This is a genomic window from Brevibacillus sp. FSL K6-0770 (assembly GCF_038000275.1).
In the GTDB taxonomy this organism is placed as follows: domain Bacteria; phylum Bacillota; class Bacilli; order Brevibacillales; family Brevibacillaceae; genus Brevibacillus; species Brevibacillus parabrevis.
Window position 1 is genome coordinate 2,842,101 of record NZ_JBBOBQ010000001.1, and the last position, 16,950, is coordinate 2,859,050.

The 16,950-nt window shown below is 56.2% G+C and carries 1 protein-coding gene and 1 pseudogene; both read left to right on the forward strand.

The window, feature by feature from the left end; genetic code table 11:
- Positions 1–22 precede the first annotated feature (22 nt).
- Positions 23–15,511, forward strand: coding sequence for a non-ribosomal peptide synthetase (locus tag NST23_RS13905; RefSeq protein WP_340963865.1), 15,489 nt, complete (start codon positions 23–25; stop codon positions 15,509–15,511).
- Between the two features lie 31 nt (positions 15,512–15,542).
- Positions 15,543–16,943, forward strand: a pseudogene (locus tag NST23_RS28430) (condensation domain-containing protein); the annotation flags it as partial.
- Between the last annotated feature and the right edge of the window lie 7 nt (positions 16,944–16,950).

Consider the following 16,950-nt stretch of genomic DNA (forward strand, 5'->3'; position numbering starts at 1 on the left):
GAAACTCAGGAGGAGAGTAGTCGTGTCAAGGAAAAAGGTCGACAATATATACCCGTTAACTCCTATGCAGGAGGGAATGTTGTTTCATTCCCTCCTGGACGAAGGAAGCGAGTCCTATTTTGAACAAATGCGCTTTACGATCAAAGGGCTCATCGATCCAGCTATCCTGGAACAAAGCTTGAACGCGCTGATTGAACGACACGATATTCTCCGAACGGTCTTTCTCCTGGAAAAAGTACAAAAGCCCCGGCAAATCGTGCTCAGGGAAAGAAAGACAAAGGTTCAGGTGCTGGATATTACCCACCTTTCTGAAGAGGAGCAAGCTGCCTACCTGGAAGACTTTGCGCAGAAAGACCGCCAAGCAAGCTTCGATTTGGCCAAAGACGTACTGATCCGTCTCACTCTTGTCCGGACTTCGGCTGACACGCATACCCTTTTCTGGAGTCACCATCATATTTTGCTGGACGGTTGGTGCATTCCGATTGTCCTCAACGACTTTTTTCAAATTTATCAACAGCGAAAAGGCGGCCTGCCCGTCGAGCTTGGCCCGGTTTACCCTTACAGCACGTATATCAGTTGGCTGGGAGAGCAGGACGCCGAAGAGGCAAAAGCGAGCTGGGCTGAGTATATAAGCGGCTATGAACCGACCAGCTTTATACACAAGCAGGGCGGCAAAAACAGCTACAGACAGGCGGAATTGGTGTTTGCGATTGAGCAGGCGTTGACGGATAGCTTGAACAAGCTCGCCAAGCAATTGCACGTGACGCTTAACAATTTGTTCCGCGCGATTTGGGGGCTGATGCTGCAACGCCAGTGCAACACGGAAGACGTCGTGTTCGGCTCGGTTGTCTCCGGACGTCCGAGCCACCTGCCGAACGTCGAACAGATGGTCGGACTGTTCATCAACACGGTGCCGATCCGCGTCCAGGCGGGAGCGGAGCAAACGTTTTCCGAGCTGGTGAAGCAAGTGCAGCAGGAAGCGCTCTCGCTTGCCAAATACCATTATCTTTCCTTGGCCGACATTCAGGGCAACCAGCAACTGATTGACCATATTCTGCTGTTCCAGAACTATCCGATGGGCCAGCAATTTCTGACTCGTCTGAACCAGTACAACGAAGAGTTTACCCTCACTCATCTATCTGCTTTTGAACAAACCAACTACGACCTGAACGTAATGGTTACCCCAAGTGATGTCATCACCATCAAATATATATACAATGCTGCTGTTTTTAGCGAAGAACAGCTCCTTCACATCAGTCGACAACTCACCACCATCATGACACAAGTGACAAATGCGCCGGACATCCTTTTGCAAAAGCTCGAAGTGGTTGATCCGGCAGAGAAACAGCTGCAACTGCATTCCTTTAACGATACGTACCGCCATTATCCTACAGATAAGCTGATCCACCAAATTTTTGAAGAGCGCGCCGAGAGGGAGCCAGAGCGCATCGCGCTGGTCATGGGAGAACAAGTCCTTACTTATCGGGAGCTGAACGAAAAGGCAAATCAACTGGCGAAGCTGTTGCGGGCGAGAGGAATCGGCCCGGAAAGCATGGTCAGTTTGCTTACCGAGCGTTCCGTGGAGATGATGATTGCGATTTTGGCCATTTTTAAGGCGGGCGGGGCGTACTTGCCGATTGATCCGTCCCATCCGAAGGAACGCATTGAATATATTTTGCAAGATAGCCGAAGTGAATTGTTGCTGGTGAACCATCGCTTTCTTGGAGCGGTCGATTTTGCGGATCGGATCATCGATCTGGAAGCGGCTGAGATTTACCAGGGAGCAGCGGACAATCTGGAGTGCGTCTCCCATGCGAACCATTTGGCTTACGTCATCTACACATCGGGTTCGACGGGCAAGCCGAAGGGCGTCATGATCGAGCATGCGAGCTTGTTGAACATCATTTTTGCCTTGCAGGAACTGTATCCGCTGCTGGAAAACGATGCGTATTTGCTGAAGACGACCTACACTTTTGACGTTTCGGTCGCAGAAATTTTTGGCTGGATTTTGGGGAGCGGCAGATTGGTCATTCTCGATCCCGGAGCGGAGAAGGAGCCTGCCCACATCTGGGAGACGATGGTCAATCACGGCGTGACACATGTCAATTTTGTGCCGTCGATGTTGATTCCGTTCGTCGACTATGTCCGGGATCAACAGCAAGAAAGTCCATTGCGCTATATATTTGCCGCCGGGGAAGCGATGCCGTCCGAGCTGGTGGGCAAAGTGTACGAGGCGCTGCCTGGCGTCATCCTGGAAAATATTTATGGCCCGACCGAATCGACGATTTATGCCACGAAGTATTCCTTGGCAAAAGATTCGCAAGACGTACTGGTGCCAATCGGCAAGCCGCTTGCCAATATTCAGACGCATATCGTGAACAAGCATGGACAATTGCAGCCAGTCGGCGTGCCTGGTGAATTGTGCATCGCCGGAGCGAGCTTGGCGAGAGGCTATTGGAACAACGAAGCATTGACGAACGAAAAATTTGTGCCCCATCCGTTTGCAGTGGGACAACGCATGTACCGCACGGGCGACTTGGCACGCTACCGTCAGGATGGCAACATCGAGTACCTTGGACGGATCGACCATCAAGTAAAAATTCGCGGCTATCGGATTGAACTGGACGAAATTCGCGCGCAGCTGATTCAGGAAGCTTCGATTCGCGACGCTGTCGTGATCGCTCGCACAGACCATAACGGGCAAGCGTATTTGTGCGCGTATTTCATCGCAGACAAGCAGTGGACCGTCAACGCGCTGCGTGAAGCGCTTCGCCAAGCATTGCCCGACTACATGGTGCCGTCCCATTTTATTCAGATGGAAGAGTTCCCGCTGACATCGAGCGGAAAAATCGATCGCAAAGCGCTGCCGCTCCCGGATGGCCGCGTGCATACAGGCAACGTCTACCTTGCGCCGCGCAATCCGGTTGAGGAACTGGTCGTCCGCATCTGGGAGGAAGTGCTCAATGTATCGCAGGTCGGGGTGCACGACAACTTTTTTGAATTGGGCGGGCACTCGCTTTTGGCGACACAGGTGCTTTCCCGCACAGCCAAGCTGTTTCATGTCCGGCTTCCGATGCGCGAAATTTTTACCCATCAGACAGTAGCCGAATTGGCTCGGCGGATTCAAGCGTTGCGACATGGAGCAGAAGCGGACAAGCACAGCCCGATTCAGCCGTCCGCGCTCCAGCGTGCCGACGAGTTGCCGCTGTCTTACGCCCAGCAGCGTCTCTGGTTCCTCGATCGGCTCATCCCGGACAGCGCCATGTACAACATCCCCGTCGGCTTCCGGCTGCGCGGAACAGTCGATGAGCTTGTGCTGGAACGCGCTTTGAATGAAATCATCCAGCGGCATGAATCGCTCCGCACCACGTTCGTCGATGTGGACGGGCGAGCGTTGCAGGTGATTCATACGGATGTGCATCTGTCGCTTGGCGTCACCGATCTTCGCGACAAGCCAGCCGCGGCAAAAGACGCGGAGTGGAAGCAAATGGCCGAGGAAGATGCAGCAACGCCGTTCCGACTCGATCAATGGCCGCTGCTGCGGGCGATGCTGATTCGCTTGGAGGAGCAGGAGTCTGTCCTTTGGCTGAACGTGCACCACATCATCTCCGACGGTTGGTCAATGGATGTACTGGTGAACGAACTGAGCGAAGTGTACGAAGCGTTGCTCAAAGGAGAAGCGCTGCCGCTTGCTGCCTTGCCGATCCAGTATCGGGACTATGCCGTCTGGCAGCGCGAGAAATCGCAAGACAACGTATGGAAAGAACAGCTCCGTTACTGGAAAAACAAACTGGACGGCAGCGAGCCGCTGTTGCCGCTTCCGACAGATCGGCCACGCGCGGTCGTTCAAAGTTATCGCGGTGACCATTTGTCTTTTTACGTGCCGGGTGAGGTCGGGCAAAAGCTGCGCGAGCTGGGACGGCAAGAGGGCGCTACGCTGTTCATGACGCTCCTTGCGGCATTCAAAAGCTTTTTGTACCGCTATACGCATGCGAACGACATTTTGATTGGCACCCCTGTCGCCGGACGCAATCGGCAAGAGATCGAAAACTTGATCGGCTTTTTCGTCAACATGCTCGTCCTGCGCACTGATTTGTCCGATGATCCTACGTTTGTGGAGCTGTTGCGTCGCGTGCGCGAGACGGCGTTCGATGCGTTTGCCAACGAAGATGTGCCTTTTGAAAAACTGGTCGATGAGCTGCAAATCGAGCGCAGTCTGAGCTACTCGCCGCTGTTTCAGGTGCTTTTTGCTGTGCAGGGTATGTCGACAGGCGTGCGTGAAGGCGAGACATTGGCGATTGCGCCCGATGAAGTCACGCTCAACCAGACGACCAAGTTCGATCTGACTCTGACGATGATTGAAGCGGCGGACAACGGATTGAAAGGCGTGTTTGAATACAGCACCGATTTGTTTGACCGTACGACGATCGAGCGCATGGCCGAGCATTTTGGCAATCTGCTGCAAGCCATCGCCGCCGATCCGGGGCAAAAAATTGTGGAGCTTCCCCTGTTGGGCGGTGCGGAACAAAGCCGGATGCTCGTCGAATGGAACCAGACGGATGTCGCCTATTCCCTCGACCTGCTAGTGCACGAACGGGTCGCGCGCATCGCACAGGAGCTGCCGGAACAGTTTGCCGTGATCGGGGAGCAAGGGGCGCTGACGTACGCACAGCTCGACGCGAAAGCCAACCAGCTTGCGCATGCTTTGCTGAAAAGAGGGATTGGTTCGGAGGATTTGGTGGGCATTTGCGTGGAGCGTTCCAGCGAGATGCTGATCGGTCAACTGGCGATTCTCAAGGCAGGTGCTGCTTACGTCCCGATGGACCCGGCGTACCCGCGCGAACGGCTCGCTTTCATGATCAAAGATGCGGGAATGTCGCTCGTTTTGACCCAGGAGCGCTTGCTTGACGCATTGCCGCAGGAAGCAGCGGCGCTTCTGTGCCTGGATCGGGATTGGCAGGAGATTGCGGCGGAAAGTACGGCTGCGCCTGCAATCAAGACGAATGCGGATCAACTTGCCTACGTCATTTATACGTCAGGCTCGACGGGGACACCAAAAGGTGTAGAGATCGAGCACGGATCGCTCCTGAATCTGGTCAACTGGCACCAGCGCGCCTACAGCGTGTCGGCAGAAGATCGTGCTTCGCAAATTGCCGGTACGGCGTTTGACGCTTCCGTATGGGAGACTTGGCCGTATTTGACCGCAGGTGCGACGATTTGCCAGCCGCGGGAAGAGATTCGCCTATCGCCGGAAAAACTGCGGGACTGGCTGGTCGAGACAGGCATCACCATCAGCTTTTTGCCGACTCCGCTGGCTGAGAACTTGCTTCCGCTGCCATGGCCGACGGGAGCGGCGCTGCGCTACATGCTGACGGGCGGTGATACGCTGCACCAATACCCGACTGCGGACGTGCCGTTTACGCTCGTGAACCAGTACGGGCCGACAGAAAATACGGTGGTTGCGACAGCAGGGGCAGTGCCTGTTTTGGGCGAGCGCGAGTCTGCGCCGACGATTGGTCGCCCGATCGACAATGTGTCTGTCTACGTGTTGGATGAAAACAGACAGCCTGTACCTGTAGGGGTAGTCGGAGAGCTGTACATCGGGGGAAAAAGTCTGGCGCGCGGCTATCGGAACCGTCCTGACTTGACGGAAGCGAGCTTTGTGCCGAATCCGTTCTCTCCGATTGAAGGTGCCCGGATGTACCGGACTGGTGACCTGGTGCGCTATGCAGCAGATGGCAGCATCGAGTTTATCGGACGTGCCGACGATCAAGTAAGCATTCGCGGGTTCCGGGTTGAGCTGGGCGAGATTGAATCGGCCTTGTACGCTCATCCGGCGGTTGCAGAGTCGGTGGTGATCGTCCGCGAAGACGTGACCCCCGGAGTGAAGCGGCTTGTTGCGTACGCCGTGCTCCATGAAGGAGAAGAGCGACAGACGAGCGAGTTGCGCCAGTCCTTGAAAGAAATGTTGCCAGATTACATGGTGCCGTCTGCCATCGTGCTGATGGAAGCCCTGCCGCTCACGCCAAACGGAAAAGTAGACCGTCGCGCCTTGCCCTTGCCGGATGTCGCGCAGACAGAGTGGGAAGGCAGCTTTGTCGAACCGCAATCGGATGTGGAACGCAAGCTGGCCGAAATTTGGCAAGAGGTGCTGGGCGTAGAGACGATCGGGGTTCACGACAACTTTTTCGAACTGGGCGGCGACTCGATTTTGACCATTCAGATCGTTTCGCGGGCCAATCAGGCTGGTTTGCAGTTAACGCCGAAGCATTTGTTTGACGCGCAAACATTGGCAGAGCTGGCGGCAAGCGCAGTGGTGCTGGAAAAAGCGCCGGAAATGCAGGCCGAACAAGGAATCGTGACAGGCGAATTGCCTTTGACGCCGATTCAGACGTGGTTTTTCGAGCAGGATGTCCGCCACGTTCATCACTGGAACCAGTCGGTCATGCTCGCAGTGCGGGAAGAACTCGATATGACGGCGCTGACGCAAGCTTTTGCCGCGCTGCCTCGCCAGCATGATGCCCTGCGCCTGCGCTTTCAGCAGGTCAACGGAACATGGCAGGCAGCGCATGGTGAGATTGCGGATGAAGATGTGCTGCTGGTCGCAGATTTGTCGTCCGTTCCTGAGGCGGAGAGAGAAGCACGGATGCGGCACATCACAGACGAACTGCAAGCAAGCCTGGATATCGAAAAAGGACCTTTGCACCGTGCCGCCTATTTCCAACTCGGAGCGGAACAGCGTCTGTTCATTGTGATTCACCATCTCGTGGTCGATGGCGTCTCCTGGCGCATTATTTTGGAAGACCTGCAAACCGCTTACGAACAGGTTAAAGCCGGGCAAAAGATTGCATGGCCGCAAAAGACGACTTCGTTCAAAAGCTGGGCGGAGGAGCTGACAACGTACGCGGAGCAAAGCGCTGTCGATGAGTATTGGACTGGCATGGACAGCGAACAGGCATGCGGGCTGCCTGTTGATCATCCACAAGGCAAGAACACGGAAGGTCTGGCCGTGCAAGTTAAGGCAAAGCTGAGCGCGGACGAGACTCGGGCGCTGCTGCAAGAAGTGCCAGCTGCTTATCGCACGCAGATCAACGATGTGCTGCTCAGTGCCTTGACGCGCACGATTACGGATTGGACGAACAAGCGGGCATTGTATGTCTCGGTAGAGGGACACGGTCGCGAGCCGATCGTGGATGGCGTGGACGTGTCGCGTACGGTGGGCTGGTTCACGAGCCTGTATCCCGTCTTGCTGGAAACGGAGCCGGATTTGGCCTGGGGTGACTTGCTGAAGTCGATCAAAGAACAAGTGCGGGCGATCCCGGACAAAGGGATTGGCTACGGTATTCACCGCTATTTGAGCCGGGATGGGCAAACGGCTGAAATGTTGCGAGCCAAGCCGCAGCCGGAGATCAGCTTCAACTACTTGGGACAATTCGGCCAAGGCCAAACGACTGACGCGGCGTTGTTCCAAATCATTCCGAACTGGTCGGCATCCAATGTGAGCGAGGATGAGACGCGTCTTTACAAACTCGATGTCATGAGCATGGTGGCGCAAGACCAGCTGGAGATGAGCTGGACATTCAGCCGCGATCTGTACGAGCCGGGCACGATTGAAAAGCTCGCTCATGACTATGTGCAAGCGTTGCGAGCGATTATTGCCCATTGCCGCACGGAGCAAGCAGGGGGCTATACGCCTTCCGACTTCCCGCTCGCGGAACTGGATCAAAACAGTCTCGACAAGTTTATCGGTCACAATCGCCTGATCGAGAACGTTTATACGCTTACGCCGTTGCAGGAAGGGATGCTGTTCCATTCCTTGTATGAGCAAGCAGGCGGGGATTACGTGGTGCAGCTCGCTTTGAAACTGGAGCATGTGAATGTAGAGGCATTTTCGGCAGCCTGGCAAAAAGTCGTCGAGCGCCACGCGATTTTGCGAACGTCCTTCCTGTGGAGCGGATTGGAGAAGCCACATCAGGTCGTGCATGCGAAAGTCAAAACGTTTGTCGAGCGACTGGACTGGCGTCATCTGACAGCGGCTGAGCAGGAAGCGGGCTTGCAGACGTATTTGGAACAAGATCGCAAGCGGGGTTTTGATCTCGCCCGTCCGCCGCTGATGCGCTGGACGTTGATTCGCCTGGATGCGAGCACGTTCCAGTTTGTATGGAGCTTCCATCACATGTTGCTCGATGGCTGGAGCACGCCGATTGTGTTCCAGGACTGGCAGGCGTTTTATGCCGCAGCCTCGCATGGCAAGGAAGCGAGCTTGCCCGCCATTCCTCCGTTTTCAGCCTATATTGCCTGGCTGAAACGACAAAACCTGGAAGAAGCGCAGCAGTATTGGCGCGACTATTTGCAGGGCTTTGGCGTGCCGACGCCGCTTGGCATGGGGAAATCGGGTGGCAGCGCGGGTCAGCCAAAAGAATACGCAGACCACAAGCTGCTTTTGTCCGAACGGGCGACAGCGAACTTGCTCGCTTTTGCCCGCAAGCACCAGTTGACGCTGAATACGGTTGTGCAAGGGGCTTGGGCGCTGATCCTGGCGCGTTATGCAGGCGAAGCGGAAGTCGTTTTTGGCACGACCAATCTGGGACGGCCAACCGACTTGCCTGACGCAGAAGCGATGGTGGGGCTGTTTATCAACACGTTGCCTGTCCGTGTGCTTTTCCCGGAACAGATGACGGTCATCGACTGGCTGCAAAGCTTGCAGCAGGCCCAAAGCGAGATGCGCCAGTACGAGTTTACGCCGCTCGTGGACATCCAGAGCTGGAGCGAGGTGCCGCGCGGCCAGTCGTTGTTTGACAGCATTTTCGTCTTTGAGAACTACTTGTCCGGCACAAGTGTGGATTCCGAATCCGGCATGTTGCTCGGGGAAGTCAAAGCGGTCGAGCAGACGAGCTATCCGCTGACGCTCGTGGTAGCGCCCGGCGAAGAACTGATGCTCAAACTGATTTATGAAACGGGCCGATTCGAGCAGCCAGCCATGGACAAGGTGCTGGCCCAGTTGAGCAGTGTGCTGGAAGCAATCATGCGTGAGCCGCACGAACAGCTCGCAGACTTGTCCATCATCACGGAAGCGGAGCGCCACAAGCTGTTGGTGGAATGGAATGCGACCGACATGCCGTACGAGCGCAACCTGGTGATGCACCAGCTGTTCGAGGCGCAAGTGGAGGCAACGCCGGACGCGCAAGCTCTGGTCGTCGGAACCGAGCGGTTGACATATGCGGAACTGAACAAACGGGCGAACCAGCTGGCACATTACCTGCGGGCGCAGGGCGTCGGACCGGAAGTATTGGTCGCTGTCCTGATGGAGCGGACGGCCGAGATGATTGTCGCCTTGCTGGGAATTATCAAGGCGGGCGGTGCGTACGTGCCGATTGATCCTGCCTATCCACAAGACAGGATTGGCTACACGCTGGATGATTCGCAGGCGGCGATCGTGCTGACGCAAGAACGCTTGCTGGCGATGTTGCCTGAGCATACAGCACAAGTGATTTGCCTGGATCGCGACTGGGCGTGCATGGCGGCCCAGCCGGAAGCAAATGTGCCGAATCTGGCTGCTCCAACCAACCTTTCTTACGTGATTTACACATCCGGCTCGACAGGTCTGCCAAAAGGGGTGGCGATTCAGCACAGCAGCGTCATTGCCTTCATTTTCTGGGCGAAAACCGTCTTCTCGGCTGAAGAAATGAGCGGCGTGCTCGCGTCCACTTCGATTTGCTTCGACTTGTCCGTGTATGAAATATTCGTGACCTTGAGTTGCGGCGGCAAAGTGATTTTGGCGGACAACGCCTTGCATTTGCCAAGCCTGCCAGCGGCAAAAGAGGTGACTTTGATCAATACCGTGCCATCTGCGGCCAAGGAACTGGTGCGGATGAACGCGATACCGCCGAGCGTGCGGGTCGTCAATCTCGCCGGAGAACCGCTGCCGAACACGCTGGCGCAAAGTCTGTACGCGCTTGGGCATGTGCAAAAAGTTTTCAACTTGTATGGCCCATCGGAAGATACGACGTACTCCACTTATGTCCAGGTGACAAAAGGGGCAAAGACAGAGCCGACGATTGGCCGTCCTCTGTCCAACACGCAAGCGTATGTTCTCGATGCCAAGCTGCAGCCCGTGCCGTTGGGCTTGCCTGGGGAGCTGTATTTGGGCGGTGACGGCTTGGCGCGCGGTTACTTGAAGCGTCCGAAAATGACGGCAGAACGATTTTTGCCCAATCCGTTCCATCCCGACCCGGATGCGCGGATGTACAGCACGGGCGATCTCGTTCGTTACTTGCCCGACGGACAGCTGGAGTATTTGGGCCGCATCGACCACCAGGTCAAAATTCGCGGCTACCGGATCGAATTGGGCGAGCTGGAGGCTGTCCTGCGCAGCCATCCACAGATCAAGGAAGCAGTGGTCGTGGCCAAAGAAGACAAGCTGGGCGAAAAGCGTCTCGTTGCCTACATCACGACAAAAGACGGGGAGTGCGGCGATCGTGCCGTCTTGACGAGCTGGGCCAAGGCAAAATTGCCCGAGTTTATGGTTCCCTCCTTCTTTGTCTGGCTGGACGCGATGCCGCTGACACCGAACGGCAAGATCGACCGCAAGCAACTGCCGGAACCGGAGTGGGGGCAAGTCGCGTCTGCCGCTGGCTACGTAGCGCCGCGCAATCAGACGGAAGTGTTGGTCGCCAGCATCTGGGCGGATGTGCTCGGAATCGAGCAAGTAGGGGTGCACGACAACTTTTTCGAACTGGGCGGACATTCTCTCCTGGCGACACGAGTAGCTTCCCGTCTGCGCGAAACGTTTGCGAAAGAAGTGCCGATCCGCGCGATTTTTGAGCGGCCGACTGTTGCTGAGCTGTCCGAGACACTTGGAGCGATTGGGCAGAACGAAACGGAAGCGCAGATGCTGCCTGTCTCACGGGAAGCTCATTTGCCGCTGTCGTTCGCGCAACAGCGCCTCTGGTTCCTGGATCGCCTGATGCCAGACAGCACGTTGTACAACATTCCGTCAGCCGTGCGCTTGCTGGGAGATTTGGATATCGCCGCTTGGGAAAAGAGCCTGCAAGTGCTGATCCAGCGCCACGAAAGCTTGCGGACGACTTTTGGCGATGTGGATGGGGAAGCGGTGCAAGTGATTCACTCCCGGCTGGATGGAAAGCTGAACGTGATCGACTTGCGCGGGATGCCAGCAGACGAGCGGGAAGCGGAAGCTCATCGCTTGGCCGGATTGGAAGCGGCGACGCCGTTTGACCTGAGCCAAGGTCCTTTGCTGCGCACCACCCTGATTCGTCTGGCGGAGCAAGAGTGCGTCTTCTTATTCAACCTGCACCATATCATTTTCGACGGCTGGTCGATCGGCATTTTCCTCAAAGAAATGCGGGCGCTGTACGAAGCGTTTGTGCGGGAAGAAGCGCCTGAATTGGCCGAGATTACGGTGCAATACGCAGATTACGCCGTCTGGCAGCGGAAGTGGCTGGAAGGGGAAGTGCTTGCCGAGCAGCTTGCGTACTGGAAAGAAAAGCTGAGCGGAGCCGAACCGCTGCTGGCTTTGCCGACAGATCAGCCGCGTCCTGCCGTCCAGACGCATGATGGCGCGATGCATACGATCAAGCTTTCAGGCGAGCTGTACGCAAAGCTGAACAAGCTCAGCCAGGAAGAAGGCGCGACCTTGTTCATGACCTTGCTCGCTGCCTTCCAAGTCTTGCTCTACCGCTATAGCGGGCAGGAGGACATCCTCGTCGGCAGCCCTGTCGCGGGACGGAACAGACAAGAGACGGAGCCGCTGATCGGCTTTTTCATCAACACATTGGTGCTGCGGACGGACTTGTCAGGAGAACCGACCTTCCGCGAGTTGCTGGCACGAGTGCGGGAGACGGCGTTCGAAGCATACGCCCATCAAGATTTGCCGTTTGAAAAGTTGGTCGACGAGTTGGAGCTGGAGCGCAGTCTCAGCTACTCGCCGCTGTTCCAGGTGATGTTTGTCCTGCAAAACTTCCAGCTGAACTTGGACGAAAAAGCTGGTATCCGTGTGGCTGATTTTGAGATGGACAAGCATCTGGTCACTTCCAAATACGATCTGACGCTGACGATGGCGGAAAAACAAAACGGACTGTTCGCCACGTTTGAATACAACACAGCGCTGTTCCATGAGGCGACGATGGAGCGACTGTCGCAGCATTTTGTTCAGCTGCTGGAAGCTATCGTTCATATGCCGGATCAGGGTATTGCCCGATTGCCGCTGCTGAACCAGAGCGAGCGAGCGCAATTGCTGGTGGAGTGGAACGACACGACGACCGCTTATCCGCGAAACAAACGGGTGGATCAATTGTTCCGGGAAACGGCGCTGCTTTATCCTGAGCGACTGGCGGTCGTTGCGGGAAATCAGACGCTTACGTACGCGGAATTGGAGCGCCGGGCCAACCAGACAGCCAACTACTTGCAACAAAAAGGAGTGCGGCCGGGTGCGCTCGTCGGCCTCTGCGTCAAACGTTCGCCGGAAATGCTGATCGGGATGCTCGGCATACTCAAGGCTGGTGGAGCCTATGTGCCGCTCGATCCTGATTATCCAGAGGAGCGTCTGGCCTACATGATGGGCGACGCCGGAATCACGGTCTTGCTGACGCAGGAGCAGCTCATGCCCGGCTTGCCGTCAGGGGAACGGACTACGATTGCCCTGGATCGCGATTGGCCGCTGATTGCCAAGGAGAGCGAGCAGGCGCCTGACGTGGACACGACAGCGGAAAGTCTCGCTTACGTCATCTACACATCCGGCTCGACCGGACTGCCAAAAGGAACGCTTGTCGTTCATCGCGGCATCGTCCGCCTCGTCAAGGAAACGGATTATGTGACGATCACGGAGCAAGACGTGTTCCTGCAAGCGTCCACCGTGTCGTTCGATGCGGCGACTTTCGAGATATGGGGCAGCCTTTTGAACGGGGCGAAGCTCGTCCTGCTGCCGCCAGAACTGCCGTCGCTCGCAGAAATCGGGCAAGCGATCCAGTCGCACCACGTGACGACACTTTGGCTGACAGCCGGGCTGTTCACGCTGATGGTCGACCATCACAAGGAATATTTGTCCGGGGTTCGCCAACTGCTCGTCGGCGGAGATATCGTATCCGTTCCGCATGTGAAAAAAGCGCTGGAAATCGCAGGGCTGACGGTGATCAACGGGTACGGCCCGACCGAAAACACGACATTCACTTGCTGCAATCCGGTCACGATTATGCCCGAATCGGCCCACACTTTCCCGATCGGCCGTCCGATCAAAAACACGACGGCATACGTGCTCGATCGTCACATGCAGCCCGTTCCGATTGGCGTGACTGGCGAGCTGTACATCGGCGGCGACGGTCTGGCGGAAGGCTACCTGAACCGCCCAGATTTGACGGCAGAGCGGTTTGTGCCCAATCCGTTTGCAACTGATCAGGCGGCACGTCTTTATCGCACAGGCGACCTGGTGCGCTACTTGCCGGACGGTCTGATCGAGTTCATCGGGCGGCTCGACAACCAGGTAAAAATTCGCGGGTTCCGCATCGAGTTGAGCGAAGTGGAAGCGGTCTTGGCCAAACACCCGGCAATTACGGCCTCGGTGGTGATCGTCCACGAAAATGAGGCGGGCATGAAGCAGCTCGTCGCCTACGCAGTCAAGGACGCCGAGCAAGAGCTTGGGACAGCCGAGCTGCGCCAGCACTTCAAAGCACACGTACCGGACTACATGGTGCCTGCCGCCTTTGTCATGCTGGATGCTTTGCCGCTTACTCCGAACGGAAAAGTGGACCGCAAAGCGCTGCCAGCCCCTGTTTTGGAACGCAGCCGGGAAGAGGACGCATTTGCAGCGGCTACAAGCCATGTCGAACAAACGCTGGCAGACATTTGGTGCGCTGTACTGCGCATGGACCGCATCGGCATTCATGATAACTTTTTTGAGCTTGGAGGAGACTCGATTCTCAGCATTCAAATCGTCGCCCGCGCGAACAAGGCCGGCATCCATTTGACTCCCAAGCAATTGTTCGATCAGCAAACCATTGCCGAGCTGGCAAAAGTTGCAGGCCAAAGTACAAAGGTGGACGCAGAACAAGGGAACGTGACGGGCGAGGTGCCGCTTTTGCCGATCCAGACATGGTTTTTCGAGCAAGAGCAACCGACGCCGCACCATTGGAACCAATCCATGCTGCTGCAAGTGAACGAACCGTTGGAGGAAGAGTATTTGAGCCAAGCCGTTGCCCAACTGCTTGCTCATCACGACGCGCTCCGCTTGCGATACACCTTCGCAGACGGACAGTGGAAGCAGACATATGCCGACGTCGATTCGGAAGTGCCGCTGCAAGTGGAGGATTTGTCCATGAGTCCGCCAGCCCAGCAGGCGCGGAAGATCGAAAAGCTCGCACAGCAGGCCCAAGCAAGCCTGGATTTGCAGAACGGGCCGCTGCTCAAAGCCGTCTACTTCGATCTCGGGTACGACCGACCAGGCCGCCTCTTGATGGTCATTCATCACCTGGCAGTCGACGGTGTCTCGTGGCGCATCCTGATCGAAGACTTGCAAACAGCGTACGGGCAAGCGGAAAAAGGCAACAAGATTCAACTGCCGCCGAAAACGACCTCTTACAAGGCATGGGCAGAAAAATTGCATAAATACGCGTCCTCTGAGCGGATGCTGGTTGATCAGGATTACTGGCTCAAGGCGGCAGACGAACTGGCGGGTCACCCACTGCCCGTGCATGACTGGGCGGAAAACACAGAAGCAAACGGCCGGATGTTGACGATCCACCTGGAAGAAGAAGAGACGGACGCCCTGCTGCAAAAAGTTCCATCCCGCTACCGCGTGCAAATCAACGATATTTTGTTGACGGCGCTGGCGTTGGCATACGGCAAATGGACGGGCGAGTCCGCGCTTTTGGTCAATCTCGAAGGACACGGTCGCGAAGAGTTGTTCGAGGACGTCGACCTTTCGCGCACCATCGGCTGGTTTACGTCGATGTACCCGCTCCTGATTCAACTGGAGCCAAACACGTCTTCCGAGGATGCGCTTGCGCGAGTCAAAGAAAAGCTGCAACAAATTCCGCACAAAGGTCTCGGCTACGGCCTGCTGCGCTACATGGCGCAAGACCCTGAACTGGTCGAAAAGCTAAAGGCGATTCCGCAAGCGCCGCTCAGCTTCAACTATTTGGGACAATTCCACCAGGCGGCAGATGCGAAAGCGCTTCTGGCATACGCAGAAGGCGAGCGGGGCGCAAACAGCGGCCCGGACAACAGACGGACTCACCTGATCGATGTCGTGGGGGCCGTCACCGAAGGCAAGCTCGGCCTCAGCTTCCTCTACAACGGAAGACTGTACAGCGAATCGCATATCGAAACATTTGCCCGTCACTACACGGACGCTTTGCAATCATTGATCCAGGCGGAGAAACAAAGCTACAGAGCGGAAGACTTCGAGGATGCAGACTTGAGTCAGAGCGCTTTGAACAAGGTGCTCGCAAGGTTAAAAAATAGAAAGGGGAATGAACTCCATGGGGGATCTCACTGATCTATATACGCTAACCCCACTGCAAGAAGGCATGCTGTTCCACTCGCTGTACTCGGAAGGATCGGCTTACATGATTCAAACTACGGCGATTCTTACAGGCGAGCTTGACATCGTTCCCTTTGAAAAAGCGTGGAAGAAAGTGATTCAGCGCCACTCGATCTTGCGTACCGGATTCATCTGGGAAGAGACGGAGAAGCCGCTGCAGGCGGTCTTCGAAAGCGTTCCTTTTTCTATCCGGCAAAAAGACTGGTCGTCATACGGAAGTGACGAGCAGGAGAGCATGCTGGCGGCGTTTTTGCAAAATGAAAAAGCGGCGGGCTTCGACTTGAGCGAAGCCCCGCTCATGCGCGTGACGATCATCAAGCTGGGCGAAGCCGTACACCGACTGATCTGGAGCTTCCACCACCTGCTGCTGGACGGTTGGAGCAGCCCGATCGTGTTTCAGGAAGTTCTCGATTTTTATGAAGCGTACCGCCAAGGCAAAGACTTGCGACTGCCGCAGGCAAGGCCATTCAAGGATTACGTCTCCTGGCTCCGCCGTCAGGACAAGACGGCGTCCGAGCAGTTTTGGCGCGAGTTTTTGGGGCCGATGGAAAATCCTACGCCGATTCCGTTCGAAACGCACACCAAGCGCACCGCGGGCCATGAGGGACTGGAAAAGCAGATCGGGGAAGCGACCCGCGCTCTGACTGGGCAAGTGACCAAAGCGCTTGCCAAACTGGCGCGAACGAATAAAGTCACGGTCAACACGATCGTGCAAGGGGCATGGGCGATTTTGCTCAGCCGGTTGAGCGGCGAGGAAAACGTCGTGTACGGAGTAACCGGCTCCGGCCGTCCGAGCGACCTGCCTGGCGTCGAGCAAATGGTCGGGATGTTTATCAACACGTTGCCGATGAAAGCGAAGATCGAACCGGAGCAATCATTGGCTGACTGGTTCAAAGCTTTGCAGGAACAGCAATCCAAAGTGCGCCAGTATGAATACACGTCGTTGGTCGACATTCAGGGCTGGACGGACGTTCCGCGCGGGACACCGCTGTTCGAGAGCATTTTCGTATTCGAGAACTATCCGCTTGGCGAAGAGGACGAGAAAGAAGTCGGCTTTACCATCTCCGCTGTGCAGCACTTCCAGGAGGTGGATAATCCGCTTACGGTTGTGGGGATTCCGGGTGATCCGTTCAGCATCAAAATGATGTATGCGACAGACCGTTTTGAACAAGCGGCGATCGAACGAACACTCGACCAGCTGGCACTTATTCTGGAAGCTATCGTCGACAATCCGGAGCAGTCCCTGTCTGCGCTGTCATTGCTCCGTCCCGAAGAAAGACAGCATCTGCTTGTCGGACTGAACGACACGGCAACCAACTATCCGAGCGACAAAACGGTGCACCAGTTGTTTGCGGAAACGGCAGCCCGGCACCCGGAGCGCATCGCCGCAGTTG